The sequence below is a fragment of the Micromonospora sp. WMMD1102 genome (assembly GCF_029626265.1).
GTDB lineage: Bacteria > Actinomycetota > Actinomycetes > Mycobacteriales > Micromonosporaceae > Plantactinospora.
This window is the reverse complement of sequence record NZ_JARUBN010000001.1, coordinates 1,438,129-1,462,796: the sequence shown is the minus strand read 5'-3', so window position 1 is coordinate 1,462,796 and position 24,668 is coordinate 1,438,129. Positions and strand designations below refer to the sequence as shown.

22 protein-coding genes and 2 pseudogenes are annotated in these 24,668 nt (G+C 70.0%); 17 read left to right on the top strand and 7 right to left on the bottom strand.

The genetic code is table 11. The features are described from left to right. Positions 1–12 precede the first annotated feature (12 nt). Positions 13–426 (bottom strand): annotated as a pseudogene (locus O7626_RS06705) (class I SAM-dependent methyltransferase); the annotation flags it as partial. A 385-nt stretch (positions 427–811) separates the two neighbouring features. On the opposite strand from O7626_RS06705, the gene O7626_RS06700 reads away from it, so the two are divergent. The 8 genes from O7626_RS06700 to O7626_RS06665 all read left to right on the top strand — a co-directional run bounded on the left by O7626_RS06700 (position 812) and on the right by O7626_RS06665 (position 9,296). Further along, positions 812–1,600 carry a glycoside hydrolase family 11 protein gene (locus tag O7626_RS06700; RefSeq protein WP_347404755.1) on the top strand — a complete coding sequence of 263 codons (789 nt, stop codon included), beginning with the start codon at positions 812–814 and terminating at the stop codon, positions 1,598–1,600. Positions 1,601–1,839: 239 nt separating this feature from the next. Then, entirely contained in the window at positions 1,840–3,459 is a 1,620-nt protein-coding gene (locus O7626_RS06695) for an AAA family ATPase (protein WP_278060287.1), read from the top strand. Between the two features lie 33 nt (positions 3,460–3,492). Continuing rightward, positions 3,493–3,957 (top strand): hypothetical protein, encoded by a 465-nt coding sequence (locus tag O7626_RS06690; RefSeq protein WP_278060286.1) that lies wholly within the window; start codon positions 3,493–3,495, stop codon positions 3,955–3,957. Further along, on the top strand, positions 3,947–4,165 hold the full coding sequence (locus tag O7626_RS06685) for a DUF2997 domain-containing protein (RefSeq protein WP_278060285.1): 219 nt from the start codon (positions 3,947–3,949) through the stop codon (positions 4,163–4,165). The genes O7626_RS06690 and O7626_RS06685 overlap by 11 nt, the downstream gene beginning before the upstream one ends. Beyond that, on the top strand, positions 4,158–4,991 hold the full coding sequence (locus tag O7626_RS06680) for a helix-hairpin-helix domain-containing protein (protein ID WP_278066077.1): 834 nt from the start codon (positions 4,158–4,160) through the stop codon (positions 4,989–4,991). Before O7626_RS06685 ends, O7626_RS06680 begins: the two co-directional genes overlap by 8 nt. After that, entirely contained in the window at positions 4,984–5,688 is a 705-nt protein-coding gene (locus O7626_RS06675; RefSeq protein ID WP_278060284.1) for a 4Fe-4S single cluster domain-containing protein, read from the top strand. The genes O7626_RS06680 and O7626_RS06675 overlap by 8 nt, the downstream gene beginning before the upstream one ends. Before the next feature lie 234 nt (positions 5,689–5,922). Next, a complete protein-coding gene (locus tag O7626_RS06670; RefSeq protein ID WP_278060283.1) occupies positions 5,923–6,291 on the top strand; it encodes a hypothetical protein in 369 nt (122 codons plus the stop codon). A gap of 8 nt (positions 6,292–6,299) precedes the next feature. After that, a complete protein-coding gene (locus O7626_RS06665; protein ID WP_278060282.1) occupies positions 6,300–9,296 on the top strand; it encodes a hypothetical protein in 2,997 nt (998 codons plus the stop codon). A gap of 196 nt (positions 9,297–9,492) precedes the next feature. Here O7626_RS06665 and O7626_RS06660 read toward each other — a convergent pair whose 3' ends face one another. Continuing rightward, entirely contained in the window at positions 9,493–9,933 is a 441-nt protein-coding gene (locus O7626_RS06660) for a DUF6326 family protein (RefSeq protein ID WP_278060281.1), read from the bottom strand. Positions 9,934–10,143: 210 nt separating this feature from the next. Here O7626_RS06660 and O7626_RS06655 point away from each other — a divergent pair, with 210 nt between their 5' ends. Both O7626_RS06655 and O7626_RS06650 read left to right on the top strand, forming a co-directional pair. Continuing rightward, the gene (locus tag O7626_RS06655; protein WP_278060280.1) at positions 10,144–11,283 is read left to right on the top strand and encodes a histidine kinase; all 1,140 of its coding nucleotides are present in this window, start codon (positions 10,144–10,146) and stop codon (positions 11,281–11,283) included. Continuing rightward, positions 11,280–11,936 (top strand): response regulator transcription factor, encoded by a 657-nt coding sequence (locus tag O7626_RS06650; protein WP_278060279.1) that lies wholly within the window; start codon positions 11,280–11,282, stop codon positions 11,934–11,936. The genes O7626_RS06655 and O7626_RS06650 overlap by 4 nt, the downstream gene beginning before the upstream one ends. Here the strand turns inward: O7626_RS06650 and O7626_RS06645 are convergent. Next, positions 11,933–12,199: pseudogene (locus O7626_RS06645) on the bottom strand (transposase); the annotation flags it as partial. The gene O7626_RS06650 and the pseudogene O7626_RS06645 sit on opposite strands and share 4 nt — an antisense overlap. Before the next feature lie 276 nt (positions 12,200–12,475). Between O7626_RS06645 and O7626_RS06640 the strand changes: the two are divergent. Next, positions 12,476–13,105 (top strand): hypothetical protein, encoded by a 630-nt coding sequence (locus O7626_RS06640; protein WP_278060278.1) that lies wholly within the window; start codon positions 12,476–12,478, stop codon positions 13,103–13,105. Between the two features lie 232 nt (positions 13,106–13,337). After that, a complete protein-coding gene (locus O7626_RS06635) occupies positions 13,338–14,264 on the top strand; it encodes a hypothetical protein (RefSeq protein ID WP_278060277.1) in 927 nt (308 codons plus the stop codon). Here O7626_RS06635 and O7626_RS06630 read toward each other — a convergent pair. Beyond that, complete coding sequence (locus tag O7626_RS06630) at positions 14,252–15,217, bottom strand: LysR family transcriptional regulator (protein ID WP_278060276.1); 966 nt, start codon at positions 15,215–15,217, stop codon at positions 14,252–14,254. The genes O7626_RS06635 and O7626_RS06630 overlap by 13 nt on opposite strands. Before the next feature lie 176 nt (positions 15,218–15,393). On the opposite strand from O7626_RS06630, the gene O7626_RS06625 reads away from it, so the two are divergent. Next, positions 15,394–15,852: a DUF1801 domain-containing protein gene (locus O7626_RS06625; protein WP_278060275.1), complete on the top strand. Its 459-nt coding sequence runs from the start codon at positions 15,394–15,396 to the stop codon at positions 15,850–15,852. A 487-nt stretch (positions 15,853–16,339) separates the two neighbouring features. On the opposite strand, the gene O7626_RS06620 is transcribed toward O7626_RS06625, so the two are convergent. Next, positions 16,340–16,837 carry a hypothetical protein gene (locus O7626_RS06620; protein ID WP_278060274.1) on the bottom strand — a complete coding sequence of 166 codons (498 nt, stop codon included), beginning with the start codon at positions 16,835–16,837 and terminating at the stop codon, positions 16,340–16,342. A 142-nt stretch (positions 16,838–16,979) separates the two neighbouring features. Here O7626_RS06620 and O7626_RS06615 point away from each other — a divergent pair, with 142 nt between their 5' ends. After that, positions 16,980–17,585, top strand: a complete 606-nt coding sequence (locus O7626_RS06615; RefSeq protein ID WP_278060273.1) for a hypothetical protein — start codon at positions 16,980–16,982, stop codon at positions 17,583–17,585. 67 nt (positions 17,586–17,652) lie between these two features. On the opposite strand, the gene O7626_RS06610 is transcribed toward O7626_RS06615, so the two are convergent. Further along, positions 17,653–19,866 (bottom strand): MMPL family transporter, encoded by a 2,214-nt coding sequence (locus O7626_RS06610; protein WP_278060272.1) that lies wholly within the window; start codon positions 19,864–19,866, stop codon positions 17,653–17,655. Positions 19,867–19,981: 115 nt separating this feature from the next. Between O7626_RS06610 and O7626_RS06605 the strand changes: the two genes are divergently transcribed. Further along, complete coding sequence (locus O7626_RS06605; protein WP_278060271.1) at positions 19,982–20,692, top strand: TetR/AcrR family transcriptional regulator; 711 nt, start codon at positions 19,982–19,984, stop codon at positions 20,690–20,692. Between the two features lie 65 nt (positions 20,693–20,757). Next, positions 20,758–22,449: an NAD(P)/FAD-dependent oxidoreductase gene (locus O7626_RS06600; RefSeq protein ID WP_278060270.1), complete on the top strand. Its 1,692-nt coding sequence runs from the start codon at positions 20,758–20,760 to the stop codon at positions 22,447–22,449. Between the two features lie 47 nt (positions 22,450–22,496). Here O7626_RS06600 and O7626_RS06595 read toward each other — a convergent pair whose 3' ends face one another. Continuing rightward, positions 22,497–24,092, bottom strand: a complete 1,596-nt coding sequence (locus O7626_RS06595; RefSeq protein WP_278060269.1) for a Rieske 2Fe-2S domain-containing protein — start codon at positions 24,090–24,092, stop codon at positions 22,497–22,499. Positions 24,093–24,412: 320 nt separating this feature from the next. Here O7626_RS06595 and O7626_RS06590 point away from each other — a divergent pair, with 320 nt between their 5' ends. Then, a complete protein-coding gene (locus O7626_RS06590; RefSeq protein WP_278060268.1) occupies positions 24,413–24,637 on the top strand; it encodes a hypothetical protein in 225 nt (74 codons plus the stop codon). Positions 24,638–24,668: the final 31 nt, after the last annotated feature.

Sequence of the window (24,668 nt, the reverse complement as noted above, 5' to 3'; positions counted from 1 at the left end):
CGCTGCGCAGGGCTACAGCTGCCCGCTTCCGAGGTCGGTCCTGCGGACCAGCATGTACCCGTACGGCGGCCCTGATTCCTCGGGCGGGGTGCTGCCCTGGAAGACCAGGGCGAACCCGGCGGCGACGAAGCGTTCCGCCATCTCCCGAGCCGAGAGCCGGTACCGGTCGAAGTCGACCCCGAGTTCGGTGCTGGGCCCGTTGCGGCGCAGGCTGCCGTCGCCGTGCTTGAAGGCCGTCACCAGATATCCGCCCGGCTTGACGACCCGGCCCAGTTCGGCAAACGCAGGTGTCCTGGCGTCCGGCGCGAGGAAGATCAACGAGAACCAGCACACCACCCCGGCCAGCGGAGCGTCCTCGAACGGCAGCTCCCGCAGGTCGGCGACCTCGTACGCGAAGCCGGGGTGCTCACGCCGCGCCACCTCGACCGTGCGCGTCCCGCAACTCCTCGGTGCTGGCGTCCATCCGCCGTCAACCCCCCGTCGAGCCCGGTGTGCCGGCGAATCTACCGCTGCCTGCTCAGGGTGGCCACCAGGCAACCGCTCCTCGACCGCCGACCCTCGCACCGCGTCCCGCGCGGCTCGCGGCTCGCGGCTATAACGACACCGCCGCCGGCGTGGCCGACTACATCGCCTGGTTCCACGCCGGGAACCTGCGGTGACACCCGATGGAAATTTCCGGGGGATTTCCGGAAGTTGTTGACACTGTCACGGACTCGACCGAATACTGTGACCAATCCCCAGACATCGACTTTCATCACTGAGTCGGCTCTCGGACCTCCACATTGGTCGCCCGGCCGAGGCAGGAGTACAGATGACCGAGATTCCCGTCCGGCCGGTGCGGCAGCGGGGTGGCCGAGTGCGGCGGCTGCTCGGTGGCGCCTGCGCCGTCGTGCTGGCCGTGACCGCGGTGACCGTGGCCGGACCCGCCCACGCCGAAGCCGACCGGACCGTCACCGCCAACGAGGAGGGCACGCACAACGGGTACTTCTTCTCGTACTGGAAGGACAGCGGCAACGTCACGATGACGCTGGGCGCCGCCGGCAGCTACCGGGTCCAGTGGGCCAACGGCACCAACAACACGATCGTGGGCAAGGGCTGGAACCCCGGCGCCCGCCGCGTGGTCAGCTACTCCGGCACCTGGCGCAGCAACGGCAACGGCTGGCTGGCACTGTACGGCTGGACCCGCAACCCGCTGGTCGAGTACTACGTGGTCGAGACGTTCGGAACCTTGATTCCCACCGCCGGTGCCAGCCGGCTCGGGACGATCCAGAGCGACGGCGGCACCTACGATATCTACCGCAGCCTGCGGGTGAACCAGCCGTCGATCGACGGCATCGCGACCTTCTACCAGTACTGGAGCGTCCGGCGGCAGAAGCGCGTCGGCGGCACGATCACCGTCGGCAACCACTTCGACGCGTGGACGCAGTCCGGTCTGCAACTGGGCACGCACCACTACCAGATCCTGGCCACCGAGGCCTACCAGAGCAGCGGCAGTGCCACCATCACCGTGAGCGAGGTCCTGGGTCCGCAGCCGAGTGCCAGCACCCCCGGACCGGAACCGTCGACTCCGCCGCCGAGCACGGCGGAGGCTATCGGGTGACCACCCCCTCAACGGCACCCCGGGCCCAGAGTTACTAACGGACGCTTGACTCCCTGACCAGCCGACCTTCGGCGCCCCGCCGCCCCGCCCCGCCCCTCGAGGAGGGTGCGGGCACGCCTGATCGGGCGCGAGTCCTTGGCCACTGTTGCTACAGTCTCGCCGGGCAGCTGCCAGCCGAGCTGGGCCGCGACATTGACCGGACGGGGGGAACAGCGGTGCCGACGTGCTTTCGGGATCATTTGGCGCAGCTGTTCAAGGCACGATTTCCGATCCTGTACATCGAATCGTACGAGGAGCACCGGGTCGTCGCGGATGTCACCGCCGTCGCCCGGGACGGTGCACTGGTCCGCACGCCCCGGGCGGTCTGGACCTGGTCGGCAACCGAAGGGCTCGTCGGGCCGGACGGCACCACGCGCACTGGTACCACCGAGCCGATGGACGCCCTGGGCGCCGCGCTCCGGCTCGACGAGTCGAGTGTGGTGATCCTGCGGGACCTGCACCCACACCTCGGCTCGGCCGAGCGTCCCGGCGACCCCAGGATCATCCGGCGGCTCCGGGACGTGGCGTCGGCCTTCAAAGCGGGTCCCGTACCCCGGTCCCTCGTACTCGTGTCGCCCGTACTGCGCATCCCGGTCGAGTTGGACCGGGAAGTGGCGATCGTCGACTTCCCGCTGCCCACCGAGCACGAGATCCGCCTCGTACTCGAAGGACTGATCGCGGCGAACTCCACCAGCGGCCGGATCCAGGTCAGGCTCGACGAACTGGGGCGCGAACGCTTCGCGAAGGCCGCCGTCGGACTCACCCTGCACGAGGCGGAGAACGCTTTCGCCCGTGCGATCGTCAATGACGGCGTACTCGACGTACACGACCTTCCGGTGGTGCACGAGGAGAAGCGGCAGGCCGTACGCAAAGCGGGGTTGTTGGAGTTCGTCGACGCCGACATCGACCTTGCCGACGTTGGTGGCCTGGAGACCCTCAAGCGGTGGCTGGCCAAGCGGGACGGCGCCTGGCTGGCGGCGGCGGCCGAGTACGGGCTGCCGGCGCCGCGAGGCGTGCTGATCACCGGCGTACCCGGCTGCGGCAAGTCGCTGACCGCGAAGGCCATCGCGGCGGCCTGGCAACTGCCCCTGCTGCGCCTCGACGTCGGCCGGGTCTTCTCCGGCCTGGTCGGGTCGAGCGAGCAGAACCTTCGCACCGCGATCCGGACCGCCGAGGCCACCTCCCCGTGCGTTCTGTGGGTGGACGAGATCGAGAAGGGCTTCGCGCCCGACGCGGCGGGGGATTCGGGCACCTCGTCGCGGGTGTTCGGCACCTTCCTCACCTGGATGCAGGAGAAGATCCGGCCGGTCTTCGTCATCGCCACCGCCAACGACATCGAACGGCTGCCGCCGGAACTGCTCCGCAAGGGCCGGTTCGACGAGATCTTCTTCGTCGACCTGCCGACCCGGGCCGAGCGGATGTCGGTCTGGACCGTCCACCTCAACCGGCGGCTCCGCAACCCGGCCGTCGCCGGCTCCCTCCTCGTCGACGACACCCAGCTCATGGAACTCTGCGGGTTGACCGAGGGCTATTCGGGGGCCGAGATCGAGCAGGCGGTCGTCGGCGGGCTCTTCGAGGCCTTCTCCGCCCGGCGACCACTGACCCGGGACGACCTGGTCCGGGCCGTCGTCAACATGGTCCCGCTCAGCGTGACCCAGGCGGAGCGGATCGACGCGCTACGCGCATGGGCCGCGACCCGAGCCGTGGCCGCCACCGCCGCCGAGGACCAGGACGCCGGCACCCCTCCGGCGGCTCCACTCCGTCCTGGTCGGGACGGAGTTCCACCGCGTGCGAGCGGTGGCCGGATCATCGAGTACTAGAGCCACTGTTCGACGTCGAGGGAGGAGGCCCTGGTGAGTGTGTCGCTGATTCTCATCCCGCTGGCCGTGGCCGCGGTCGCCGCCGCGCACGGCTCACAGTCCGCCCGGGACGAGGCCGGCCAGGTCGTGTGCCGGGTGCAGACCCGGATGCGCGACGAGAAGCTGCTCGCCGACGCGCTCCGGGAGACGGGCGCGGCGGTCACCGCCGGCCCGCAGGAGATCACGGCGGCGTGGGACGGCATACGGGCGGGCTTCGCCCGCGGCGAGGACGGGGTATGGTCTGCGCACTTCACCGGCCAGGTCGACGAATCCCGGGCAGTCGAGATCGTCCGCGCTGTCGACGCCGGCTACGGGCGGCAGGTGCAGCGGGCCGTACTCGATCGGCTCCGGGATCGGGCACCTGCCGCCGGCCTGGTGCTGGAGTCGGAGACGGCCACCGAGGACGCCGGCGTACGCCTGGTCTTCGCCGTCGGGAGGGAGGGCCACTGTGCAGGCTGAGCCTTGGATCGTGGTGACCGTCGCCACGGACGGCACCGTCAGCGCCGAGACGGTGGGACTGACCGGCGCCGCATGTCTCGACTACATCGGGATTCTGGAGGACTTGCTGGAGGCGCGCACCGTACGGAGTGCCTACACGGCGGAGTACGACCAGCCGAACGTGCACGTGGCAGACCAACAGGAGCTGCGCGGTGTCGACCATGCCTGACGGCGGCCCATCCGTCTCCTCCGCTGCCGGCCGGCCACGGCCGACCATCCGCTGGCGGATCCTGCACAGCTGGTGGCTGCTGCTCTCGATCGTCGGCATGGGCTGCCTGAACGGGCTCGGATTCCTCTACGTCGGGCTCCGGGCCCGGCGACCCGAGTGGTGGATCGCCGGTGTCGTCTACCTGGTGCTCGGCTGGGCCTGCTTCCTCTTCGGCACGGCGGGCAGTCCGGAGAAGGAGCCCAACGGCTGGCTGATCAGCGGCCTGATGGCCGTCTGGGTCGCCAGTCTGGCGCACGCCTTGATGATCAACTCGTCCTGGTTGCGCTGGCGGGCCGACTACGTGCCCTGGCATGCTCAACAGCCGGCAACGGCACCCGGCCGTCCCAGCGCGCCGGACGGGCAGCCGAACGTGTCGGGACTACCGGCCGGCCTCGCGCCGCCGATACAGCATTACTACGGTCCGGGACCGGCGGCGGTCCCGCCGATCTCCGCCAAACCGGTTCCGTCGGTCGCGCCCGGACTGGTGTCACCGAGCGGTCCAGGGGCAGGGGCGCAGCCAGCCGGTCCGCTGGATGTGAACACCGCCGGGCCGGAACACTTCGCCGCGCTACCAGGATTCGATCCGGAACGCGTGCGGCGGGTGCTGGCCGAACGGCACGCCCGGCGGGGCTTCGGCAGCGTCGAGGAGTTCGGGGCGGTCGCCGAACTGGCCCCGCACGAGTTCGTCAGGGTACGCGACCTGCTGGTCTGTATCCCGCCCGGGACGACCGGCCGACGGCCGTCAGACTCCGGACCGTGGGCCCAGGGGCGGATTCTCGATGTCTGAGTCCGGGCGGACTCCGGCAACGAGCGGTTCACCGGACCTCGTGTCGATGGCCCGGTTTCTCGGCTCGACCCGGGCCGAGGGACCGGGCGAACGTACGGCGGTCTGGGTGCAGGGCTGTGCGATCCGCTGCACCGGCTGCTTCAACCCACACCTGTGGAGCGTCCGGGGCGGTGAGCCGGTCGCGCCGGCCGAACTGGTCACCCGCGTACTCGACGCGGGGACGGACGGGTTGACGCTGCTCGGCGGTGAACCCTTCGACCAGGCGGCCGCGCTGTCCCGGGTGGCCTCCGGGGTACGTGCGGCGGGCCGCTCGGTGATGACGTTCACCGGCTACCGCACCGACGAACTCCACCGGGCCGCCGAGGCCGGCCGCGACGACGTCGCCGCCCTACTCGGCGAGACCGACCTGCTCGTGGCCGGCCCGTTCCTTGCCGACCGGATCGACCGGGTACGGCCCTGGGTCGGCTCGACCAACCAGGAGTTCGTCCTGCTCACCGATCGGATGGCCGACTCCCTTGCCGGCCTGGCGTCGACGCCGGACCGGCTGGAGATCGTTGTCGGCGCCTCCGGCCGGGTTGCGGTGAACGGCTGGGCGGCGCCGGACGTCCTGGACGAACTACTCGCCGACCTCGGCACCCGCCTGCCCACCGGGTCGTCAGCGAGCGCGTGCCGGCCCCACGCGGACGGCTCGGAGTGAGCGTTCCGCTCCGGCCTTCCGGCCATGCCCGTGGCCCCGAAACCAGCCAGCGGTAGACGCCGGTCGCGGTGGCCACCTACACCGCGGCAGCTGCACACGCCCGGCTGCGTCGCACCGAGCGCATAGGACATATGACCCGGCGATGGCACCAGACGTCGAGCCCGGACTGCGCGGTTCGCCGATCGCGGTCCACTATTGAGCCGAAGGTGCGCGATGGGATGGTGGTGGTGCGCGATGGATCCGGTGTCGCTCGTGACTGGTGCGCTGGCGGCGGGACTGTCGGAGACGGTGTCCGGGGCGGTGCAGGATGCCTATCGCGGCCTGCGGGATGCGCTGATCCGCCGGCTGCGCCGGGACGGCGACGAAACCTCCTCCGAGGAGATGGTGCGTGCGCTGGAGGGGCGAGCTGACGACGTTCCGGCGTTGCGTGCCGCGGTGTCCGAGGCCAGTGTGGCCGACGACGAGGAAGTCGTCGCCGCCGCGGCACGGCTGCTGCGGGCTACCGACCCGGCCGGCGCCAGGGTCGGCAAGTACCTCGTCGACCTGCGTGAGGCTAAGGGCGTGCAGGTCGGCGACTACTCCAGCATGAACATCAACTTCTAGGCGGCGGGGTGGATGAGCCGACGCGTATGGATCTTCGGGGTGCGACCGGTGTCCAGATTGGCGATTACCCGCAGATGCACCTCCACGTCCGCGATACGCCGCCCTCGTGGTGGATCCGGTCCGGTTACATCGACCAGGTACGCGACATCGCGCCTGGGGGCGGCGCGCCGGGGGCTCTGAAAGACCGCGGTGCCGAGCTTGCGGAACTGGCCGCGTTTTGCGCCGGCGATCAGGAATACCTCTGGTGGAAGGCGCAGCCGTGGGCGGGCAAGTCCGCGCTGCTGTCCACCTTTGTGCTGAACCCGCCGCCGTCGGTCGAGGTAGTCTCGTTCTTCGTCACCATGCGGGTGGCCGCGCAGTCGGACAGTGTCGCCTTTACCGACATGCTCATCGACCAGCTCGCCGCGATCCTCGGCGAGCCGGCGCCGGGACCGCTTTCACCCGGCCGCGCCGACGCCCTCCGACGGGCGTTGTTGCTACAGACGTCGGGCAGGCTGCACGCCGAGGGCCGTCGCCTGGTGCTGGTCGTAGACGGGATCGACGAGGATCGGAGTGTCCGGCCGCGATCCGGGCTCGCCAGCGTCGCCTCACTGCTGCCCAAAGCTTGCGGCGACGGCCTGCGGGTCGTGGTGTCGAGCCGCCCGGATCCGCCGCTGCCGGCCGACGTGGCCGCCGACCATCCCCTGCGGCGCGGCATCCGGATCCGCAGTTTGACCATGTCGCCGCACGCAAGTGAGGTCGCCCGGCACGCCGGCCGGGAACTGTACGACCTGCTGCACGACGACGGCCTCGGACGCCAGGTACTCGCTCTGATCACCGCCTGCGGCGGCGGGTTGACCCTGGCCGAGCTGGAGGAACTGACCGGCGAGCCACCGTTCCGGCTGGAAGGCCTGCTCGGTGGCGTGTTCGGGCGCACGGTCGCCGGGCGGGAACCGGATCGGCGGTACGTCTTCACCCACGAGACGCTGCGCAGCACGGCGGTCCGCAGCTTCGGCACCACCCTCGCGGCGTACCGGGAGCGTCTGCACCGGTGGGCCGACGACTACCGCGACCGATCCTGGCCGCCGGAGACCCCGCGATATCTGTTGCTCGACTACCCAGCCCTGCTGGCTGAACTGTCCGACGTCGGCCGCCTCGTGGATCTGGCACTCGACCACGCCCGGCACGACCGAATGCTGCTGCGTACCGGCGGCGACGCAGCCGCGTTCGCCGAGTTGCACGCCTGCCAGAACATCCTGCTGACACGCCGCGAACTCACCGAGGCCGACCTCGGCTGCCTGCTGCGTCTGTCTCATCACCGCGACGAGTTGGAAACCCGCAACCGCAACATTCCCGTACGGCTCCCGGCTGTCTGGGCGACTCTGGGCCACGCCGACCGCGCCGAAGCCCTTGCCTACAGCATCGCCGACCGGTACGAGCGGACAGCCGCGCTGGTCGCCTTGTCGGAGGCGCTGGCCACGGCGGGCGAGACGGTGCGGGTTGAGCGGATCATCCGGGACATCATCGACCCGTACGAGGGTTCACGCGCGCTGCTCGGCGTGGCCACGGTGGCGGGCCGGGCCGGCGACACGGAGCGCGCGATGGCCGCGGCAGACTCCGCGAGGGACCTGATCACGACTATCGACAATTCGTACGAGCGGGAGATGGCACTGGCCGGTCTGGTGGAGGTACTCACGATCACCGGTGCCGTCGGGCAGGCCGAGGCCATCGCCCGCAGCCTGACAGACGCACACCATCGGGCGCGGGCGCTCACCGCCGTGGCGAAGGCGAACGATACCGACGGCGCACTGCGGATCATCGACGACATCACACTGACCGATCAACGGGCCTCGGCGCTGGTCGACCTGGCGGACCAGGCCGAGCCGGGACGGGTGGACGGCCTGGTCGATATCGCCGAGCAGGCAGTTGCTTACATCGATGATCCGTATCGGCGTGCCCTCTTGCTCGCCGGGTTGGCAGGAGTGAGCGCCAAGGCCGGCAAAGGGCGTCGTGCACTACGGCTACTGGCGGTAGCGGAGCAGACCGGGCATTCGTTGGTCATTCCATTCGAGCGGACGCTCGTGCTCACGCGGCTGGCTGAGGCCATGACCGCGGCGGGCGAGGACGAGTGGGCGGAGCGGCTTGTCCGCGATATCACCGATCCGTACGAACAGGTCACGGCGCTTAGCCAGCTTGTGTCGACGTCCGCCGCCGGCCTTCACCGCGCGGAGCGGGTCGCCCTTGGCATCGCCGACGCCGGATTACGGGCGCAAGCAATGACCGACCTGGCAGCGGCGGCGGCCGCAGCCGGCCGCCACGAGCATTCCGCCGACCTGGCACTAACCGCCGAGCAAATCGCCCGAGCCATCACCGACACCTCCGGACAAGCCGGCGCTCGGGCCGATCTGGCGATAGCGCTGGCTGTCGCGGCAGAGGTGGAATGGGCCGAAGAGACTGCCCGCAGCATTGACGACCGTGACGAGCGCGAGCGAGCCCTCGCCGGCGTGGCCGAGGCGGTCGCGGCGGCCGGGGACGTACCGCAGGCGCAACGGATCATCGATCTGATCACCGACCCGGACTGGCAGGCCGGTGCTCTCGCCGGACTTGCAGAAGCACAGGGCGCGATCGGCGATGTCGACGGCGCGGAGCGGATCGCCCGTGAGATCGACGACCCGGAGTGGCGGGCAAGGGCACTGGCTGGCGTCCACGGCGCCTCGCAAACCGTCGTCAACCCGACGAACGACCCCGACGAGCGGGCTCAGGCCCTCACCGCGGAGCTCGCAACGGCCGGCGACCTTACAGGGGCGGAGCGGGTCGCCCGCAGCATCACCGACACGGGACGACAGGCTCGGGCACTGCTCGTGGTGGCAGCGGCGGCAGAACGTGGCGAGGCCGGACGCCTAATCGGGTCGGCCATGGGGATGGCGAGCTGGCGATACGCCGTGCGGGCACTCGCAGCCGTCTACCCCCAGGTCGTCATCGAGGCCGCTCCGACGCTGGATAACAACGTGCCCGGCACCAGGTGAGGAGGACAAGCTGATATCTCTCGAGTTGGAGTGAGTAAGCGCTGTCCGGGGGTGAACGCCAGGCTGCGCGTTATTCGCGGCAGTTGTGCGCAGTCGATCACGCAGCCTTGTGGTAGTTGGCGTCCCACCCGCCCGGAGGTCTACACCGCGGCACCGAGGGCGACGGCTTCGAACAGGACGGGGACTGCTCCTGGGTTCACGCTTGCTGCTGAGCGCGAACGGTTTCACGGTCAGGGCTGGTCGCCATGGTCGCCGACGACGCGGTGCGGGGCCAGGTCCATGCGTACCGCACGATGAGGGTGAGAACGACCAGTTCCAGGACGGCGCCGAGGCCGTAGAAGTACAGCCAAAACCCGCCCGCCACGTTGAACACCGTGACGGGTACGTAGAGCGCGGCCACGACGAGGTTCGTGATGCGGTTCACCCGGGTGGGCAGCGTCATCGACAGTACGCCCATGAAGATCGGGATGGCCATGAGGGTCAGCGCCGTGGTCGAGAAGGTCTGGGAGAGGTTGAACACGAAGACCTTGCCGTCGAGGATGTCCTCGACGATGCCGGGCGTGAAGAAGCCGAGAATGTCCACGTAGGCATAGAGGAACATGAAACTCGTCCACGCTGCGGCGAGCTTGGCTTTCACCGGGATCGGCTGGTCTTGCAGTGTGGTAGTGGGTTGAGGTGTTCTCATCATGGGCTCCGTTGTCGTGTCGGGGATTGGTAGGTCCACGATCGCTGAGCCCGGCGGCGGGCACACCGGGCCGGAGGCCGGAGCTGGCCCGGCCGATGGCATGGTCTGTCTCTCGTTCTTTAGACGGGTACGCTGAGGAGCGCCGATCCCTAGGCTGGAGCCGTGGTCACTGTCCGGCGCTCCATCTGGCATGAGCCGCGGCCTGCTGACGCCCCACCCATCGGTCGTCTCGACTGGCTGCTGGTGGGCGTGTTCGCGGCCACCGCCTTGGTCGAGGGCATCGTTCGGCCGGGCTTGGCCTTGCGACCTCTTGTGACGGTGCTCGCACTGGCGCTGATGCCTGCCCTGCTCTGGCGGCGGGGGCGCCCCCTGTTGGCCGCCCTGGTCGGGTGGGGCGTCGCCGGGCTGCTCTCGGTCCTGCAGCTGACTGCGCACGCCGGGGACCTCGACCCCTACTCCATGATGGCCGTCCTGATCCTGCTCTACTCCCTGGTGCGGTGGGGCTCGGGACGGGAGATGGTCTTGGGGACGGCGTTCGTGACGGTCGTCGTCGCGCTGGGAATGTACGTCTCCGCCGCGGGCTGGGCCGACGTTTTCGGCGGGAGCGTCTTCTTGCTGTTGTTCGTCGCCCTCGCGGCGGTATTCCGCTACCGCGCGGACCTCTGGCATCGCCGACAGTGCGAGATCCGTAATCAGGAGCGGATGGCGCTGGCGCGCGAGCTGCACGACACCGTGGCGCACCACGTCTCGGCCATCGCGGTGCAGGCGCAGGCCGGTCGCGTGGTCGCCGGCATCCAGCCTGAGAAGGCTGCCGAGGTCCTAGCCGTCATCGAGTCTGAAGCGTCGCGAACCCTGGCGGAGATGAGATCCATGGTGCGGGTGCTGCGTGAGGAGGAAGCCGTCGCCTACTCACCGCAATTGGGTGTCGCGGACCTGCCTGCTCTCGCGCGGGCCGACGCGACGCCCACCGTCGAGGTCTCGTTGGACGGTTCGTTAACCCGGCTGGCACGACCCGTGGACGCCGCGCTCTACCGGCTCGCGCAGGAGTCGCTGACCAACGCCGTACGGCACGCCCGGAGCGCGACCCGCGTCGGGATCGACGTACGCCGGGAGGGGGACGCCGTCAAGCTGCGTGTCAGCGACGATGGACAGACTGAGCCGGGGGCAGCCCTGGAGCCTGGGTTCGGCCTGCTGGGCATGGCCGAACGCGCCCAGCTCCTCGGCGGATCGCTCTCCGCGGGGCCGGGGCCCGAGGGTGGCTGGGTGGTCGAGGCCGTGCTGCCGGTGGAGGCGCAGGCATGAGCATCCGAGTTGTCGTAGCCGATGACCAGGACTTGGTCCGGACCGGGCTGGTGATGATCCTCGGCGCGCAACCCGACCTCGACGTTGTGGGGGAGGCAGCAGACGGGCTCGCCGCGCTCGACCTGGCGACCCGGCTGCGTCCCGATGTCCTCCTCGTCGACATCCGGATGCCGGGGCTCGACGGCGTCGAGGTAACGCGGCGCCTGGCCGGGCCAGACGTGAGGGACCCGATGGCGGTCGTCGTGATCACGACCTTCGACCTCGATGAGTACGTCCTCGGCGCTCTACGCGCCGGCGCCCGCGGATTCCTGCTCAAAGACGCCGGGCCGGTGATCCTCGTGCAGGCCATCCACGCGGCGGCCAACGGGGACGCGCTGATCGCCCCTAACGTCACCCGCCGGCTCCTGGCGACCTTCGCCGACCAGGCACCGGTTGTACCGGTCCAGCCCATCGACCCACTCACGAAGCGCGAGGAGGAGGTGCTCGCGCTGGTGGCACGGGGCCGGACCAACGCCGAGATCGCCACCGAGCTCTTCGTCGGCCTGAGCACGGTGAAGACCCACGTCGCATCGTTGATGACCAAGCTCGGCGCCCGCAACCGCGTCGAGATCGCGATGTGGGCATACGACACCAGACGCGTGAGAGCGGATTAGTGGGTACAGATCGCGGCGTAGGCTCGTGGGGCTCGGTAGCCCAGCGATGAGTGCTGCCGGTCGTGGTTGTACTTCTTCTTCCAGTCGCCGATGGTGACCTTGGCGTGGGCCAGGGACCAGAACAGGTGCAGGTTGAGACATTCGTCGCTGAGCCGGCCGTTGAAGGATTCGATGAAAGGGTTTTTCCAGGGTTCGCCGGGCGGAATGAAGATCATCCCGGTCCGGGTGCCGGCCCATTCGGCGAGTGCGGCGGCGATCATCTCCATTCGCGGGTGTGCCGATCGACCACGGAACGGTCTTGATCGAGCACTTGGGTCCGGTCGACCTTGAGGAGCCGGGTGTCAGTGTGGAGCTGGTCCAGCGGCTGCGGACGTGAGAACGAGCGCTTCAACGGCATTGCGTTGACAGGCTTTCAGTTCGGCGGCCCGATGAGGACTGGCGGTGGCAGCAGGAAGGACTACGACTGGCTAATGAGATGCAGGACGAGCTGCCTGACATCGAGGTCAGCTACGCCCACGACATGGACGAGATGGCCCTGTGTGAACGTCGCGGCTCCTGACCGCGCCGCTATCAATCGAATCGCGGCAGTTGAGTGCGCGGACGAGATACAGGATGGCTCGGTGGAGATTCGGTTTGGCTTCGGTGACGAGCGTGGCCGAGTGTTGGTGGAGGTTGCGCCGAATGCCGACCCGGTGGCCGTCGGTAAGACCGAGCAGGAGCTGGGCATGCCGGTGTGCACCGCGTCAGTCGAATTCAGTGCCCAGGGTTATCGATCGCTGCTGGGCTGGGTGCAGCTGGTCCGCGAGCCCAGCGCGACGGACCGATTCGGGATCGACCCGTTCGACCTGTTCGCCGACTCCAGCGCGCCCTTCGCCTGGTACGGAACGCGGCCGGTGCTCTTCGACGCTCCTTCCCGTTGGCGCTCGGGTGCGGTGCGGTGGGAGGCGCACAGCTTCCTGACTATCGGGCCCTGGGACCTTGACCGGCGGCTCGTCGTTCCGCTGGTCGGGTTCGCGTGGGGCTACGAGCAGGATCCGGAGGAGCGGCTGCGACTGTCGCCGGTGCGATTGCTCGGGCCGGCTGACTGGGACGGCCACCGCCCCTACATGTCCGAGAGATACCCGACGTGGAAGTTCAGCGACGGCGACCACCTTGCCGAACAGCACTGAAGATCGTCCGATCCGCTGGGCGGCACACTCTCTCAATGTCAGCGATCCGGAAGCCGATCGACATGGAGCGTCAGCTACCGAGCGTGACGATGGCCAGGTTCGGAGCGCACGGTCGGCGGCTACTTGATGAGCGTGGGGATCCCGCCGCTACGCTTCGACCTCGGATGCCTCTCGTCTTGGCAGGGGGGTCACGAACCTTACGGGCCTGCGTACGTTGCCGTACATTGCCGCCGTGACCATCGACGTGCGAGCGCTGCTGGAACAGTTGCGGACGGCCGGTCCGTACGACCGCATCGACGTGCTGGGGTTGTTCGCTCCGGACGATCCCGCGACCCGGGAGGCGCTGCTCGCGGTGCGCCGGCACGGACCAGGCAGGCTGCGCGCCAGCGCGCTGCACGCCCTCGCCCACGTGGCCGGCGAGCCCGGCCTCGACCCGGCTGACGTGGCCCTCGTCGAGCGTCTGGTCCGCATCCGCCTGCACCTGGACGCTCCGCGCCTGCTCTCCGGTTGCTGGCTGCGGTGGTGGTGCGTGCGCAGCGACGACCCGACCGCCGTCATGGCGTCGATCGGACTGCACGACCCCCGTCCGGTGACCTTCGGGCTCGCCGACAGCGTCCTGGAAACGATCGAGCACTGCCGTGCGGGGCAACCACTGGTCTTCGTCGGCCCGGCGCGCGACGGGTGGACGACGATCACCGGACCGTGGTGTGACGTGTTCAACGAGTTGCCCGACCATCCCGCCCGGCCGGCCGAGGCCCGTGCCACCGTCGAACGGTTGAGTGCGGAGTTCGGCGAGGCCCACGCGTTCTACGACGGCGAGCGCGACGACGGGTCGGCGTGGTTGGTCGCCCGGGACGGCGCGACCGTGCGCACCTTCGACCTCAATGACGCCGCGGGTTGCACCGGGGAGCCGCTGGCGTTCGAGCTGAAGTGGATGGACGCCAACGGGCTGTCCGGCCGGCCCGAGGACCATTTCGACGACGTCGACCTGCCAGAGCCGTTCTACGACTTCTTCCCTGCGCCCGTCATCGCCGCCGAGATCAGCGACATTCCCTGTTGGTCCGTACCGACCGATCAGCGGCTCGGCCTGCCGGTGATCGCCACGCTGCCCGGGTTCAGCGGCGCCGCACCGTTCCCGCCGGCCGTCTACACGATCTGACCGCTCGCTGCGGAGACGGCGGACCCGGTGCCTTCCCGGGCAGGTGGGGCCGACTCTGCGGGCTTTGCGGGCGGGGAGTTGGCGTCCAGCGCGGCCGGGACGAACTGTCGTACCCGGGTGGTCGTGTTCGCCTCCAGCCAGACCGGTCCGCGCTCGATGGGTGGGGCGTCGTGAATCGGCAGGTAGGCGATGTCGGGCCGGGGGTAGTACCGCTGGGTCTGCTCGCCCACCGGCAGCACGCCCCGGCCCATCGCGACGAGGGACAGCATCCCGGAGAAGGTGTTGCCGTGCGGGCCCTTGGGGATGGGGCGGCCGGCCGGCGTGTGCTCGGGTGTGCGGTCACGCTTGAACGCCGCGGACGTTGTCGGCGGGTACTGGACCACCGGGTGGCCGGCGAGCACCTCCAGCGAGACCGACTCCGCGTCGGCCAGCGGATGCGTCGCGGCCACGGCCAGCACGCGCCGCTCCGCCATCAAGACGGGCCCCTGCGCCATGCCGTCGAACGGGTACGAGGCGATGAGGATGTCGATCGAGCCGTCCACCAGGCTGGCCCGTGAGCTGGACAGCTGCACCTCGCGTACGTGCACGTCGCAGTCGGGGTGCCGGGCGGTGAACAGCTTTACCGCTTTGAGCAGTACCGGCGCGAGGTACTCACCGAGGAACGCCACCCGGAGCTGACCGGTCACGCCGCGGCCGGCCTCGACCGCGCGACGCAGGGCGGCGTCCATCTGCTCGACAAGCGGGGCCAGGTCGTCGGCCAACTGCCGGCCGATTGGCGTGATCCGGACGACTCGACTGGTCCGCTCGAACAGCGGAGCGCCGATCCGCCGTTCCAGCTTCCTGATGACGTGGCTGATCCGGCCGGTGGTCACGCCCAGCCGTTCGGCGGTACGACCGAAGTGCAGCTCGTCGGCGAGCGTCAGGAAGGTCTCGACCTCGTGTCGCTCCAGCATCCCCGCCACCCCCTTCGTTGAATCCGGCTCAACGATCGTAGAGCGATCGTGGCTTGGTCGGTGGCGCCGATTCGCGAATCGTTAGGGGCGTCACCAGGGCTTACCGGACAGGCCGGCAGTAATGGATCGCCCGCGTCAGCCGCCGAGCAGGCTCTCCCCGATCGAGAGGAAAGATCATGAAGACGACAAGCGCCGACGGCTACCTGACCGGACTCGACACCTCGTTGACGGAGACGTCCCTGACGGTCCGCCCGGTCATCGACGCGACGCTGACCGACGCGACCTGCGTGATGTGGCACGGCCACCCGGTGTGGGGCCTCGGCGAGACCCCGGGACGGCGGCCGATCTGCCTGCTCAAGGCCTATACCTCGTACGTCACCTTCGGGCTGTGGCGCGGCCAGGAGATCGTCGACCGGTCCGGTCGGCTGATCCCTGGCGCCCGGCAGATGGCCTCGGTACGGCTCTCCACTCCCGCCGACGTCGACGAACCGCCGTATGCCTTCCGCCGGAACATACCGAAGCAGGCTGGCGGTATGTCGACCTCGAACTCGACCCGGTGCTGCATGAGCGGGATTCGCGTGTCGAGATCGAAGACTGGGACGAGTACGAGCAGGCGTGCCGTAACGGCTGGATGAGCGCAGCCGAGGCCAAGGTCGCACAGTCCACGGCGGAGGCTCGCGCTGGAGCACTCCGGCGCCGGAATGAGCCCTGGCAGGAACGCGGGTGGCAGATTCTCTCTCAGTAGGCGTGAGGACTCGGACTGCCGACGGTGCGCTTGAGAGTTCTGCGCAGTTGCGGCAGCCGAGCTTGTACCCAGAAGTCGCCTTCCTCTGGGGCCTCCTCCGGCAACCGAACGTCCGGTGGTCGGGCGTCCCGAGTCGGACCGGCCGCTCGACCGGCCCGGGGAAGGTGGGTGGAGCGTTGTCGCCACGCTGAACCGACGGGCGGATGGCCGCTACCGTCCTGGTCATGGCGCCCGTCGATCCCGAACGCGGGACGTCGGCGTTTCGGGGCTGCCCGGGGCCATCGCCGACCGCCTAACGATCTATCGGCCAGGCTACGGCTCCTGCTCGTACTCTGCCTGATCTGCTGCGGGCTGGCCGGCTATCACAATCGACGACCTCACCCGGTGGGTTCGATACGCAGGACGGCGACCTTACCGCCGACCTCGACGACCTCCAGGCTCATGACGTCGTTGATGGTCGCGACGGCGCCCACCTTGCAGCTCATCCGGACACCGCCGCCGCCCTGCGACGACACGCCGCCGCCACCGGAACAGCCCGAAACGCTGTAACCGGACCCGGTCAGCGGCGCGACCATCTCGACCTCGGCAGCGGCGATCGCCGTGACCTCGATCGGCCCGAGGCCGTACCTTTCCGGCACGGCCACGACGTCGCCCACGGCGACATCGATCTCGCACGTTCCGTCGGCGCACGGCCCCGTCGGTGCAGGCGACGGTGTGGTCGCCTGGGTGGGCGTCGACATGCCGTCGGACGCCGACGGCTCGGAGCCGGGCCCATCCGAAGAATCCGCCGAACACGATGTGAGAGCAGCGAAACCGACTGCGACGACAACGGCGACGAATGCGGTGTACGACATCCTCCGCGCCAGGATTGCCATGCGATCCAGGCTACCCGGCCCGACCGAGTGCGGGCCCATCGGCTTCTTGGGACCTGGCGGCTGCCCGGGCACCGGGCGCTGGCCGCCCGGCCGGGCCTGACCCGGACCGACCGTGCACCGGGATTGTGGGAAGGTTGGCTGTATGGGCTTCTTCGACCGTCCGCCCGTCGCACCGGACCCCGAACCGGAGCCGCCCGCTCCGCCCCGTCCTTCCTGGACGAAGCCCGAGTCGGTGTTCCCCGGCGTCGTGGCCGAGCAGCGCGTGCTGGCCCACACCGACAACGCCGCAATCATGATCAGTAACCTGCTCGCCTATCCCACCGGCTTCGAGTTCACCGTGACCGCAGTGCTCCGGACCCCTGACCGCCGGCCGGACCTTCCGCACCACGGCATCCACCGGATGGGGTACTGGGCAGGCCGGCACCTGCCCGACCAGTTTCTCCGCGTGGGTGTGCAGTTCGCGGACGGGAGCAGCATCACCAACCTGGATCGGCACGCGTTCCCGCCGCGGGACGCCGAGCCGGCCGGTCCGGTGCTGTTCGCGGGCAGCGCGGAGTCGGATGACCGGCGACACGTCGCCCAGTACTGGGTCTGGCCGCTACCGCCGTCCGGGCCGGTCGCCTTCGTCGCCGAGTGGCCGGGGTACGGCATCCCCGAGTCACGAGCAGAGGTCGACGGCCAACTGGTCATCGACGCCGCCGCACGGGCGATCCGACTCTGGCCCGAGGCTCACGAAGCGACCGACTGATGATCCCCCGAGCCCTCAGGCCGACCGGGCAAAGTGAGCAGGTTGTGCCATCTCGGAGAAGCCCAGTTCACCTCTCGCGGCCACCGGCGACATCAGGCGCCGACTCGCGGATGCCGTACCGGCGGTAGACCTTGGCCAGCGGGCCCGGCGCCCACCAGTTCCACCGGCCGAGCAGCCGCATCGTGGCCGGCACCAGCAGCGCCCGCACCAGCGTGGCGTCGACGACGATCGCCACGATCATCCCGATCCCGATCAGCTTGACGAAGACGACGCCGCCGGTGGCGAACCCGGCGACCACCACGATCAGCAGCAGCGCGGCGGCGGTGATGATCCGCCCGGTGTGCTGGAGGCCGGCGGTCACCGAGGCGGTGTTGTCGCCGGTGGCGTCCCACGCCTCGCGTACCCGGGAGAGCAGGAAAACCTCGTAGTCGGTGGCGAGTCCGAAGAGGACCGCGAGCATCAGGATCGGGTTGCTCGGTTCGATGAAGCCGGTCGGGGTGAAGTCGAGCCATTCCGCGAGGTGCCCGTCCTGAAAGATCCAGACCACCACGCCGAACGACGCGCCGATCGAGACCAGGTTCATCAGCACCGCCTTGATCGGCAGCAGCACCGACCCGAAGGCGAGGAAGAGCAGCACAAGCGTTGCCGACGCCATGATCAGGGCCATCAGCGGGAGCCGGGCGGTGAGGCTGTCCAGCATGTCCACGTCGAAGGCGGGCCGCCCGCCGACGAGTACCTCCGCGCCGGCCGGTGTCGGCAGGTCCCGGATCTGCCGGACCACCCGCTCGGCCACCGGGCCGGTCGGCTCGCCCGGATAGGTCACCAAGAGGAGCGTGGAGTCGCCCCGGTTCGCGGTCGGCTGCACACCGGTCACCCCGGGGAGCTGCCGGATCGTATCGGCGAACCGTTGTGCGTCGGCGGCGGGAGCGCCGGAGAGGAGTACCTCGACCGGGCCGACGCTGCCGCCGGGGAAGTCCGCGGCGATCCGTTCGGCCACCACCCTGGGTACCGCGTCGGCCGGGAGCACCCGCTCGTCGAAGCCGCCGGCCTCCATCCGCAGCGAGGGGGCGGCCAGCACGGCCAGCACCGCGAGCACGCCCAGCAGGTAGAGCACGGGTCGGCGCATCACGCTGCGGGCCAGCCGCGCCCAGGCACCGGAGCCACCGATCCCGGCCGACCCGCCGATCCCGGCCGAGCCGCCGATCCCGGTCGTGGCGTCCGGACCCGGGTCGGTGCCGCCCTTGCGGCGGCGCCACGGCGGGCGTACGGCCAGGGCGTTGATCCGGGTCCCGAGTACCGCCAGCAGGGCCGGCAGCACGGTCAGCGCGGCGAGCATCGCGACCAGGACTGCGGCGATCCCGCCCAGCCCCATCGAGCGCAGGAACGACTGCGGGAAGATCAGCAGGCTGGCCAGTGCGGTCGCGATGGTGAGCCCGGAGACGAGTACGGTCCGGCCGGCGGTGCTCATGGTGCGCCGGATCGCCTCGGTGCCGGACCGGCCGGCGGCGAGTTCCTCGCGGAACCGGCTGACGATGAAGAGGGCGTAGTCGACGGCCATGCCGAGGCCGATCAGCGTGATGATGTTGATGGCGAAGACGGAGACCTCGGTGAACGTGCCGATCAGGCGTACCGCCACGAAGCCGCCGAGGATGGCCAGCCCGCCGACCAGCAGTGGCGTCGCGGCGGCGACCAGGCCACGGAAGATCAGGATGAGCAGCACCAGCAGGATCGGCAGGGAGAGCATCTCGGCCCGGGTGATGTCCTCCTTGCTCTGCTCGTTCGCCTCGTCGAGGAAGGCGACCGTGCCGCCGGTCTCGGTGCGGACTCCGGGCGCGTCCAGGGCCGGCCGCAGTTCCCGGTACGCCTCGGCCTGCTCGTCGGGGTCGGTCGCCCGCAACCGCACCGCCGCGTACGTGGCGTGCCGGTCGGTCGAGACCAGCGCCGGTGCCCGTGTCTCGTACCAGCTCGTCACGCTGGCCACCTCGGGGTGCTGGCGGAGCCGGTCCAGGGCGGCGGTGACCGGGTCGCGGAAGGCGGGCTGCTCGACGGTGCTGTCCGGGCTGGAATAGAGGACGAGCAGGTCGACGCTCTGGTTGCCGAGTTCGGCGTCGATCCGCTCGTGGGTGCGGACCGATTCGCTGCCCGGGTCCTCGAAGCCGCCGCCGGTCAGCGAGCCGAAGACCCCGGCCCCCCAGGTGGCGCCGACCGCGACCAGCACCAGGCCGGCGGCGAGCACCGCCCAGCGGAGTCGGACCACCGCCCCGCCCCACCACGTGAACATCGCCCGCACTCCTGTCAGCCGCTAAGGTCTTAGCCGTACCGCCGTAACGAGGCTTCAATGAGATAAACGCCGTTTACTATTGCAACGCCGTTCTCTTTCGTCAAGGGAGTTCGCGATGACGGCACCGACCCGCCGGGAACGCCTGCGCACCGCCGCGGTCTCCGAGATCAAGGACGGGGCGCGACAGCTGCTGGTGACCGGCGGCCCCCAGGCCATCTCGCTGCGCGCGATCGCCCGGGAGATGGGCATGACCGCTCCCGCCATCTACCGATACTTCCCCAGCCTGGAAGCGCTGATACTCGACCTCGCCAGCGACCTGCTCGACGAACTCTGCGAGCACCTCGAAGCGGCCCGGGACGCCGCCGGCACCGAACCGGTCGACCAGCTCGTCGGCACCGCCCGCGCCTTCCGGCACTGGTCGGTCCGGCATCCAACCGAGTTCCGGCTGGTCTTCGGCAACCTGGTACCCGGAGTCGACGCCTTCCCGGAGGACGGCCTCGACTACCCGGACGACCCCGGCGCCCGGCTCGGCGAGGTCTTCATCGACCCCCTGGTGGAGCTGTGGCGGCGCAGGCCGTTCCCGGTGCCGCTGGCCGGGCAGGTCGACGACCGGCTGGCCAGCGCACTCACCCCGCTGCGGACGAACTGCCCCGAACTGCCGGCCGAGGTCGCCTGCCTGATCCTCTCCGGTTGGACCATGCTCTACGGCCTGGTCTCGATGGAGGTCCACCACCAGCTCCGCTGGGCGGTGACCGATCCGGAGGCACTCTTCGAAGCCGAACTGGCCGCCTTCCTCCAGCAACTCGACACCACCCCTGGCCAGTAGTTCCTCGGCAGCGGCCCGGCCAAGGCCGCACCCGCGACGGCCGGGGCGAACTAGGCTTGCCGAGCATGACCGCCGAGCTTCCCGCCCCCGCCGAGCTGCCCGCCCCCGCCGAGCTGCCCGCCCACAGCGAGCTGCCCGCCCGCGCCGACGTCGTGATCGTCGGCGCCGGCCACAACGGCCTGGTGTCCGCGATCCTGCTGGCCCGAGCCGGCCTCGACGTGGTGGTGCTGGAGGCCGCCGGCACGATCGGCGGCGCCGCCCGCACCGAGAACCCGTTCCCGAAGGCGCCGAAGCTGTGGCACTCCACCGGCTCGTACCTGCTCGGCCTGATGCCGCCGGAGCTGATCCGGCTGCTCGGCGTGGAACTGCCGGTGCTGCGCCGGGACCCGCACTACTTCCTGCCCACCCCGGGCGGCCCCGGCTCGCCGTACCTGCTCTTCGGTTCCGACCGGGAGGCGACCCGGCAGCAGATGGAGCGGCACTTCTCCCGGGCCGACGTGGCCGCCGACGACGCGATGCAGGCCGAGCTCGCCGCGCTCCGCGACGACCTGGCGCCGGCCTGGCTGGCCGAGCCGCTGCCGGTGCCGGAGACCGCCGACCGCTACGTCCGGCCCGCGCTGCGCCAGGTCTTCGTCGACCTGGTACGCGGCTCGGTCGCCGACTACCTCGCCCGGTTCGACTTCCGCTCCGAACTGCTGGTCTCGATGTACGCGGTCACCGACGGCCTCTCCGGGCTGAACGCCGGGCCGGACGACCCGGGTACCGGCTACAACTTCCTGGCCCACAACATGTGCCGGCTGCCCGGTGCGGGCGGCACCTGGATGATCGTGGCCGGTGGGATGGGCACCGTCAGCCGGACGTTCGCCGACGCCGCCCGGTCCGCCGGGGCGAGGATCTTCGCCGGTACGCCGGTGAGCGCGATCACCCTGGACCGCGGCGCCGCCAGCGGAGTCGTACTCGAAGACGGGCGCAGCGTCGCCGCCGAGGTGGTGCTCGGCGCCGGTGACCCGTACCGGCTGATGGAGCTGGTGCCGGACGGCGCCGTGCCGGCCGCGCTGGCCGAGCGGATGGAGTCGGTCCGGCGCACCGGCACCACCCTAAAGGTCAACCTGGCGCTGGCCGGGCTGCCCAACTTCTCCTGCCTGCCCGAGGGGGCACCGAGCCCGTTCGGCGCCACCATCCACCTGCTGCCCGGCTCCGACACGCTGCTGCCCGGCTCGGGCGGCACGCCACTGCCCGGCTCGGGTGGCTCGGGCGGTGGCTCGCCGATGGCGGCGCTGCGCGGCATGTGGGCCGACGTCCAGGCCGGTCGGCTGCCGGACGAGCCGACGATCGAGTGGTACCTGCACACGACCGTCGACCCGTCGCTCCAGGATCCCGCCGGACACCACTCGTCGGCCCTCTTCGTGCAGTCCGTGCCCTACGCCCCGACCGGCGGGGACTGGGCCGACCTGCTGCCCGGCTACGTGGACCGGCTGCTGGAGATCTGCGACAGGTACGCCCCCGGCACCAGCGGGCTGGTCGCCGACGCGGTGCCGCTGACCCCGCCCGGTATCGAGGCGCACTTCGGGATCACCGGCGGGCACATCCACCACGTCGACAACACCGTCTCGTTCACCGACCGGATGCCGTACCCGACCGGGATCGACGGGCTCTACGCCGGCGGCGCCGGCTGCCACCCGGCCGGCAGTGTGATCGGCGCGGCCGGGCACAACGCCGCCCGGCGCATCCTCACCGACCTCGGCCGGGTCGTCTGAAAGGAAGGGCCCCCTTTTATCGCTTTTCGTTGTAGAGGGGGCCCTTCCTAACCAGCTTCGGCAGGGGCGTCGGCGGGGGCGGGCTCGCCGACCCGGTGCGCCCGGATCGAGTGCCCGACGCTGGTCAGGCAACGGCCGCTGGCCAGGTCGAACCGCCAGCCGTGCAGCTGGCAGGTGAGCTGGCCGTCCTCGACGATGCCGAACCGGGTCAGGTCCGCCTTCAGGTGCGGGCAGCGCCGTTGCAGCACCCAGTCGCCGATGGTGATGTCCTCGGCGTCGGTGGTCCGCTCGTGCTCGTCGTACCAGCCCTCGGCGTACTGGAGGCGCTCCTCGGAGAGGCACTTGAAGAAGGCGTAGACGAACTCGTTGTACTGGCCGATCCGGGCCGCCGAGAACCGGCAGGAGAGGAAGAGCGAGTTGACCCAGTCCACCTCCTCGATGTGCAGCAGGTGCTCGACAAGCGCCCGCTCGGTACGGAACCGGTAGCGGACCTTCTCGTCCGCGTACGGCCGGACCTGCTTGCCCGGGAAGTCCACCAGGATGGATTCGACGGTCTCCCCGCCGGCTTCCCCGGAGGGTCCGACCAGGTCGAACCGGACCGGTCCGCCGACCCCCTTGGCGAGATAGATCGACTCGTCGAGCAGCGGCTCGATCCGCCGCTTCATCTCGGCCAGTACGTCGATCTCCGGGTGCCGCCAGGACGCCTTCGCCGCCTCGATCACCGGCCGCGCCCGCTCCTGGTACTCCCGCAGGTGCTCCTCCTTGCGGTCGAAGAACTCCCGCACGTCCGGCACCGGATGGGTGGTGTGCACGGTGTCGGTGCCGACCTGGGCGACACTGCCGGGGAGCAGGATCATCCCGTTGTCGTAGCCGAGCCCGGTGTAGTGGTCGAGGAAGACCTGCTGGTCGGGGAAGATGTTCCCCTCGTCGCCGTGGATGTCGTTGAACTGCCACAGCTCGTCGTCGAGGAAGCACGGCGGGCCGGCGATCGGGAACACCCAGGACGCCTTGAGGTCGTCGATGTAGCGGATGGTCCGGTCCATCTGCCGGTCCCGCTTCTGCTTGCCGAACGCGGTCTTCGCCGCACCGGGCAGCTCGTAGACCATTGGATACCAGATCGCGCCGGAGAACTGGAGCAGGTGCGCGTGCACGTGCCCCAGCTCGGCGAAGACGCCCAGGTCGGTCGGTCGGGCGTCGTTCTGGTTCAGCACCCGGACGCCGTCGTACTCGACCCAGAGCGAGGAGTCGCCGATCGGGCCGTCGGTGGGGCTGGTCAGGGCCTGGATCATCACCTTGAGCCCGCCGTCCAGCTCCACGACCTCCTCACTCCTCGTACGCAGGAAGCTGGTGAAGCCGAGTTCCCGCAGCTCGTCCTCCAGCTCCGAGGTCGGGTACTCCGGCAGCAGCACGGTGGCCTTCTTCGAGACGTACCGCTTGAGGTGGGCGGCGTCGAAGTGGTCCCGGTGCAGGTGGGAGACGTAGAGGTAGTCGACGTCGCCGAGACTCTCCCAGTCGAGCTGTGAATTGTCCGGGAAAGGGAACCATGAGGCGAAGTAGGCCGGGTTGACCCACGGGTCGCACAGGATGCTGCCCGCACCCGTGTCGATCCGCATGCTCGCGTGCCCCGTACCGGTCAGACGCACCGCACAGTCCCCCTAGACATAGACAATTTCGTCCCTCGCCGCAGGCGATCAAAGGCGTACGCCCAAACGCTACCGGAGGCCCCGTACCGGCCGTCCCGCGACGCCGGGTTGTGCCACCCGATCACGCTCCGGGGCGTACTCCGGGGCGTGCTCCGGTGTGGGCCAGGGCCGGGCGTGCGGCGGTCCGGAGCCGGGCGTGGAGCCAGCCGGCAGCCCGGTTCCGGGCGGGACGGCCGGACGTCGGGGTCCGGCCCGTCCGGTGTACCTCGGGAGGCGCATGCCAGACTTACCAGCATCCGATCGTGAGGAAGGACCGGAAAGTGGCTGGAAGCGAGCCGGTGACGTCACCCGACCAACGCAAGCCGGGGCACCGCAGGGCGGGTCGGATCGGCGCGATCCTCTCCGCGGCGGCGCTGGTGCTGATGATGTTCAACAACAACGAGGTCAGCGGCACCGCACGGATCTGGCTCGGTGCGATCGCCGCCGCCCTGGTGCTCGCCGTCATCGGCGACACGGTCCTGCGCCGCAACGGCCTGCGTTCCTGACCCCTGGCAGCGACGTCGAACTAGTTCGGAC

What these genes read in the sequence shown, in the direction of transcription:
- O7626_RS06700 (WP_347404755.1), top strand. Translation starts at nt 812, where the DNA reads ATGACCGAGATTCCCGTCCGGCCGGTGCGGCAGCGGGGTGGCCGAGTG.
- O7626_RS06680 (WP_278066077.1), top strand. Translation starts at nt 4,158, where the DNA reads ATGCCTGACGGCGGCCCATCCGTCTCCTCCGCTGCCGGCCGGCCACGG.
- O7626_RS06675 (WP_278060284.1), top strand. Translation starts at nt 4,984, where the DNA reads ATGTCTGAGTCCGGGCGGACTCCGGCAACGAGCGGTTCACCGGACCTC.
- O7626_RS06670 (WP_278060283.1), top strand. Translation starts at nt 5,923, where the DNA reads ATGGATCCGGTGTCGCTCGTGACTGGTGCGCTGGCGGCGGGACTGTCG.
- O7626_RS06650 (WP_278060279.1), top strand. Translation starts at nt 11,280, where the DNA reads ATGAGCATCCGAGTTGTCGTAGCCGATGACCAGGACTTGGTCCGGACC.
- O7626_RS06630 (WP_278060276.1), bottom strand. Translation starts at nt 15,217, where the DNA reads ATGCTGGAGCGACACGAGGTCGAGACCTTCCTGACGCTCGCCGACGAG.
- O7626_RS06625 (WP_278060275.1), top strand. Translation starts at nt 15,394, where the DNA reads ATGAAGACGACAAGCGCCGACGGCTACCTGACCGGACTCGACACCTCG.
- O7626_RS06620 (WP_278060274.1), bottom strand. Translation starts at nt 16,837, where the DNA reads ATGGCAATCCTGGCGCGGAGGATGTCGTACACCGCATTCGTCGCCGTT.
- O7626_RS06615 (WP_278060273.1), top strand. Translation starts at nt 16,980, where the DNA reads ATGGGCTTCTTCGACCGTCCGCCCGTCGCACCGGACCCCGAACCGGAG.
- O7626_RS06610 (WP_278060272.1), bottom strand. Translation starts at nt 19,866, where the DNA reads ATGTTCACGTGGTGGGGCGGGGCGGTGGTCCGACTCCGCTGGGCGGTG.
- O7626_RS06605 (WP_278060271.1), top strand. Translation starts at nt 19,982, where the DNA reads ATGACGGCACCGACCCGCCGGGAACGCCTGCGCACCGCCGCGGTCTCC.
- O7626_RS06600 (WP_278060270.1), top strand. Translation starts at nt 20,758, where the DNA reads ATGACCGCCGAGCTTCCCGCCCCCGCCGAGCTGCCCGCCCCCGCCGAG.